This window comes from Streptomyces sp. (genome assembly GCF_031181705.1).
Lineage (GTDB): Bacteria > Actinomycetota > Actinomycetes > Streptomycetales > Streptomycetaceae > Streptomyces.
This window is the reverse complement of record NZ_JAPSKN010000236.1, coordinates 1-4,924: the sequence shown is the minus strand read 5'-3', so window position 1 is coordinate 4,924 and position 4,924 is coordinate 1. Positions and strand designations below refer to the sequence as shown.

Below are 4,924 nucleotides of genomic sequence, written 5' to 3'. Positions count from 1 at the left end.
AGTTCTCCGGGCTTAGGCATGGCTGTACCAGTGTCGCAGATCAATTCAGGTGACCCGCCGCACCGGAAAGCGCCGGCCTATCCGCCCGTGTGCTCCAGCCGGTCCTTGAGGAGCTGCTCGTTGCGTGGGAGTTCCTTGCGGACTTGGGGGCGGACGACGAGCGGGACCAGGAGCTTGCCGACGCCGTGGCCCTCGAAGTCGACGGCGATCGTGACGTGGGAGCGGCGGCCCTCGTCGAGCGGCTCGACCTCGCCGTGCACCCGGGCCCGGACCGGGCCGTCGACGCCGCGCATGGCCCAGCTGTGCGGCGGGTCGTACTCGGTGACCTCCATGGTCATCGGCATGACGCGGCGGCCGACGTGGCGCGTGACGCGGACCCGGGTGCCGACGCCGACGGGCCCCTGGTCGAGGCGCTCCGCGGACACGGCGCTCAGCTGCCACTCCGGCAGTCTCCCGGTGTCCGTGACGTAGTCGTAGACGTCCTCGGGACGGCAGTCGACGTCGACGGTCTCTTTGATGGCGGACATGATGGCCCCCTCGGGGAGGTACCTCCGCATCGTCCCACCGGCGGCTCCCGGCGGCACCCCCGAAACGGCGGCGAGCCTCCGCCCGGCACCGGACGGAGGCTCGCTCCAGGAGATCGGCTCCGCTCAGCCGGACCCGACGAAGAGGACCAGCAGCAGCCAGACGACCGGAGCCGTCGGCAGCAGCGAGTCGAGCCGGTCCATGATGCCGCCGTGGCCCGGCAGCAGCGTGCCCATGTCCTTGATGCCGAGGTCCCGCTTGATCATGGACTCTCCGAGGTCGCCGAGCGTGGCGCTGACCGCGACCGCGAAGCCGAGCACCAGGCCCTGCCACCAGGCGCCGTCGTCGATGAGGAACTGCATGCACAGCGCGCCCACGACCATGGCGAAGGAGACCGCGCCGGCCAGGCCCTCGCGCGTCTTGCCGGGGCTGATGCGCGGCGCGAGCTTGGTCCGGCCGAAGCGCCAGCCGACGGCGTAGGCCCCGGTGTCGCTGACGACGGTGAGCAGCAGGAAGGTGAGCACCCGCTGCGGCCCGTCGTCCGCGGTCAGCATCATCGCGACGAACGTCGCCAGGAACGGTACGTAGAACGCCGCGAAGACGCCCGCAGTAACGTCCCGGAGGTAGTTCTCGGGCGGTTCCGTCATGCGCCAGACGAGCACGGCCAGGGCCGTGAGCGCCATCGCCACCCACGCGCCCTCGGCACCCCGGACGTATCCGGCGACGACCATCGCGGCACCGCCGAGCGCGAGCGGCACGAGCGGCGCCCGGATGCCCTTGCGCTCGTCCAGCCGCTTGGTCAGCTCCCACAGGCCCACCACCACGGCGACCGCGACGACGCCGACGAAGACGGCCTTGACGATGAACAGCGAGGCGACGATCACCGCGCCGAGCCCGACGCCGACCCCTATCGCGGCACTGAGGTCGCGACCCGCGCTCTTCTTCTGCGGCTTGGGGGCCGGCTGTGAGGCGTCGGGCATGGGCTCCGGGTTCGTCTCGTTGCGGACCGGGGGGCCGCCCGGCGTGGCGGCCCCCCGGTCGTCATCCTGGTCTCCGCCGTGTGCGGCTACGTCGGGCACGATGGGCATGGGGCGAGTGTGAGGCGCTTCCCGCGCATCGTATGCGGGACCCGCCGGGACGGCCCCTCGGACGTGCCCATGGCCGTGACTCTGCACGGGACCGTAGCCATGGCCCGGCAAGGACCCGTGGCCAAGACCCGGCGCGGGTCCGTGGCCATGACTCGGCGCGGGTCCGTGGCCGTGCCCTTGGTCGGTGGGCCCCCAGTACCCGGCCTGTGGCGGCGCCCCCCAGGAAGAGTCGTTCATCAGACTTCGAGGAGCTCTGCTTCCTTGTGCTTCAGGAGCTCGTCCACCTGCGCGACGTACTTCGCGGTGGTGTCGTCGAGCTCCTTCTCCGCACGGCGGCCCTCGTCCTCGCCGACCTCGCCGTCCTTGACCATCTTGTCGATGGCCTCCTTGGCCTTGCGGCGCACGGAGCGGATCGAGATCTTCGCGTCCTCGCCCTTGCCCTTGGCGACCTTGATGTACTCGCGGCGGCGCTCCTCGGTCAGCTCGGGGAACACCACCCGGATGATGTTGCCGTCGTTGCTCGGGTTGACGCCCAGGTCGGAGTCGCGGATGGCCTGCTCGATGTTGCGCAGCGCGCTCTTGTCGAACGGCGTCACCACGGCCATGCGCGGCTCGGGCACGGAGAACGAGGCCAGCTGGTTGATCGGCGTCGGCGCGCCGTAGTAGTCGGCCACGATCTTGTTGAACATCGCCGGGTGCGCACGGCCGGTGCGGATCGCGGCGAAGTCCTCCTTGGCGACCACGACGGCCTTCTCCATCTTCTCCTCGGCTTCGAGGAGGGTCTCTTCGATCACCACTTGCTCCTGCGTGTCTTGAGTAGGCCCGGCTGCGGTTCCATGTGGGCGGCGGCCGGCTGCGTCGCGTCTTCTTCTGGCACGGTTCCCGACCGGTAGGACATTGTCCATCCCCCGGCCCGGCTCCGTCCCGTCCGTCCCCCGGACGGGGTTGTTCCGGTGTCTCAGTCCCGGCTGCCGGGGTCCCCCACCAGCGTGCCGATCTTCTCACCCTTGACGGCGCGGGCGATGTTGCCCTCCGCGAGCAGCTCGAAGACCACGATCGGGAGCTTGTTGTCGCGGCACAGCGTCACGGCCGTGGCGTCGGCGACCTTCAGGTCGCGGGTGATGACCTCGCCGTAGCCGAGGTGGTCGAACTTCACGGCGTCCGGGTTGGTCTTCGGGTCGGAGTCGTAGACCCCGTCCACGCCGTTCTTGCCCATCAGCAGCGCCTCGGCGTCGATCTCCAGGGCGCGCTGGGCGGCGGTGGTGTCGGTGGAGAAGTAGGGCATGCCCATACCGGCGCCGAAGATCACCACACGGCCCTTCTCCAGGTGCCGTACGGCGCGCAGCGGGATGTACGGCTCGGCGACCTGGCCCATGGTGATCGCGGTCTGCACCCGGCAGTCCACACCGACCTTCTCCAGGAAGTCCTGCAGGGCGAGGCAGTTCATGACCGTGCCGAGCATGCCCATGTAGTCGGAGCGGGCCCGGTCCATGCCGCGCTGCTGGAGTTCGGCACCGCGGAAGAAGTTGCCGCCGCCGATGACGACCGCGATCTGCGCGCCGTCGCGCACGACGGCCGCGATCTCGCGAGCGATCTTGTGCACCACGTCGGGGTCGACGCCCAGGCCGCCACCGCCGGAGAAGGCCTCTCCGGACAGCTTCAGCAGAAACCGGCCGCGTACTTTGCCGTCGTCGCTCTTCTGGGCCTTGGTGGTCATGGGGGATCCCGCCTCTTTCACGTGGTGCACATACGAAGAAGGCCATTGCCGGTGGGGCGTGTTTCGCATCCCATACGGCAATGGCCTCCTCGTCAGTTCTGCTGTCGTCCGTCACCCCTGTGACGGCGTACGCGGACGACTGCTGTCGACCCTATCGGGGTCGGGCGTCGCTCGCGGTACGGACTCAGATGCCGACCTTGATGCGCGTGAAGCGCTTCAGGGTGACACCGGCCTCGTCCAGGACCTTCTGGACGGACTTCTTGTTGTCGAGCGCGTACGGCTGGCCGAGCAGCGTGGCGTCCTTGAAGAAGCCGTTGAGGCGACCCTCGACGATCTTCGGCAGGGCGGCCTCGGGCTTGCCCTCGGCGCGGGTGGTCTCCTCGGCGACACGGCGCTCGGACTCGACGACCTCGGCCGGCACGTCCTCCTTGGAGAGGTACTTCGGCGCGAAGGCGGCGATGTGCTGGGCGACGCCCTTGGCGATCTCCGCGTTCGGCTTGTCCAGCTCGACGAGGACGCCGATCTGCGGGGGCAGGTCGGGCATCGTGCGGTGCATGTACGCCGTGACGTAGCCGTCGGCGAACTGCGCGAAGCGGTCCAGGACGATCTTCTCGCCCAGGTTGGCGTTGGCCTCGTCGACGAACGCCTGGACGGTCTTGCCGGCCTCGATCTCGGAGGCGAGCAGGGCCTCCAGGTCGGCCGGGGAGGTCTTGGCGACGTGCTGGGCGATCTGGTTGGCGACGGTCTGGAACTTCTCGCCCTTGGCGACGAAGTCCGTCTCGCACTTCAGCTCGACGAGGACGCCGGAGGAGTTGTCGTCGGCGATGACCGAGACCACGGCGCCGTTCTCGGCGGAGCGGCCCTCGCGCTTGGCGACGCCCTTCTGGCCCTTGATGCGGAGCGCCTCGACAGCCTTCTCGACGTTGCCCTCGGCCTCGTCCAGCGCCTTCTTGCAGTCCATCATGCCGGCGCCCGTGAGCTCGCGGAGCTTCTTGACGTCGGCGGCGGTGTAGTTCGCCATGAGTCTGTGAATCTTTCTCGAAGTCTGGAAGATCGAAGATCTGCGGGATGCACCCCCCATGGAGCCCGGGGGCGCTGTCCTTGCGCTGACCTACGGGTGAACGGCGGGAGCGGACTTCATCGCGCCGGAGGCGCCGTGTGATGGAGTACCGCTCCCGCCGTCAACGCGGACTGACGGGTCAGGCCTGCTCGGCCTCGGCCGGCTTCTCGTCCTCGGCCGGCTTCTCGGCCTCGGCGGCCGGGGCAGCGTCGGCGGCCGGAGCAGCTTCGGCAGCCTCGGCGGCCGGGGCGGCCTCAGCGGCGGGGGCGGCCTCGTCGGCCTTCTTCTCGCCCTCGAGCAGGTCGCGCTCCCACTCGGCCAGCGGCTCGCCGGCGGCCTTCTCGCCCTTGCCCTCGGTGGCGACACCGCTGCGGGCGATGAGGCCCTCGGCGACGGCGTCGGCGATGACGCGGGTGAGCAGGGTGACGGAGCGGATCGCGTCGTCGTTGCCCGGGATCTTGTAGTCGACCTCGTCGGGGTCGCAGTTGGTGTCGAGGATCGCGACGACCGGGATGTTCAGCTTCCGGGCCTCAC

General features: G+C 69.7%; 6 protein-coding genes. All 6 read right to left on the bottom strand.

Going from position 1 to position 4,924, the window contains the following annotated elements; genetic code table 11:
* Nucleotides 1-77 precede the first annotated feature (77 nt).
* Nucleotides 78-527, bottom strand: a complete 450-nt coding sequence (locus tag RIN80_RS26295) for an SRPBCC family protein (protein WP_309098137.1) — start codon at nucleotides 525-527, stop codon at nucleotides 78-80.
* A 123-nt stretch (nucleotides 528-650) separates the two neighbouring features.
* A complete protein-coding gene (locus RIN80_RS26290; protein WP_309098136.1) occupies nucleotides 651-1,850 on the bottom strand; it encodes a phosphatidate cytidylyltransferase in 1,200 nt (399 codons plus the stop codon).
* The gene (gene frr / locus RIN80_RS26285) at nucleotides 1,850-2,407 is read right to left on the bottom strand and encodes a ribosome recycling factor (protein ID WP_309098135.1); all 558 of its coding nucleotides are present in this window, start codon (nucleotides 2,405-2,407) and stop codon (nucleotides 1,850-1,852) included. Before frr ends, RIN80_RS26290 begins: the two co-directional genes overlap by 1 nt.
* 164 nt (nucleotides 2,408-2,571) lie before the next feature.
* Nucleotides 2,572-3,330 carry a UMP kinase gene (gene pyrH / locus RIN80_RS26280; protein ID WP_003993277.1) on the bottom strand — a complete coding sequence of 253 codons (759 nt, stop codon included), beginning with the start codon at nucleotides 3,328-3,330 and terminating at the stop codon, nucleotides 2,572-2,574.
* Between the two features lie 184 nt (nucleotides 3,331-3,514).
* Nucleotides 3,515-4,351 (bottom strand): translation elongation factor Ts, encoded by an 837-nt coding sequence (gene tsf, locus RIN80_RS26275; RefSeq protein WP_309098134.1) that lies wholly within the window; start codon nucleotides 4,349-4,351, stop codon nucleotides 3,515-3,517.
* 178 nt (nucleotides 4,352-4,529) lie between these two features.
* A partial coding sequence (rpsB, locus tag RIN80_RS26270; protein ID WP_309098133.1) for a 30S ribosomal protein S2 occupies nucleotides 4,530-4,924 on the bottom strand: 395 nt, incomplete at its 5' end.

Bases quoted from the DNA above. Each gene is read 5' to 3' on its own strand.
- RIN80_RS26295 (WP_309098137.1), bottom strand. From the start codon at position 527: ATGTCCGCCATCAAAGAGACCGTCGACGTCGACTGCCGTCCCGAGGAC.
- RIN80_RS26290 (WP_309098136.1), bottom strand. From the start codon at position 1,850: ATGAACGACTCTTCCTGGGGGGCGCCGCCACAGGCCGGGTACTGGGGG.
- pyrH (WP_003993277.1), bottom strand. From the start codon at position 3,330: ATGACCACCAAGGCCCAGAAGAGCGACGACGGCAAAGTACGCGGCCGG.
- tsf (WP_309098134.1), bottom strand. From the start codon at position 4,351: ATGGCGAACTACACCGCCGCCGACGTCAAGAAGCTCCGCGAGCTCACG.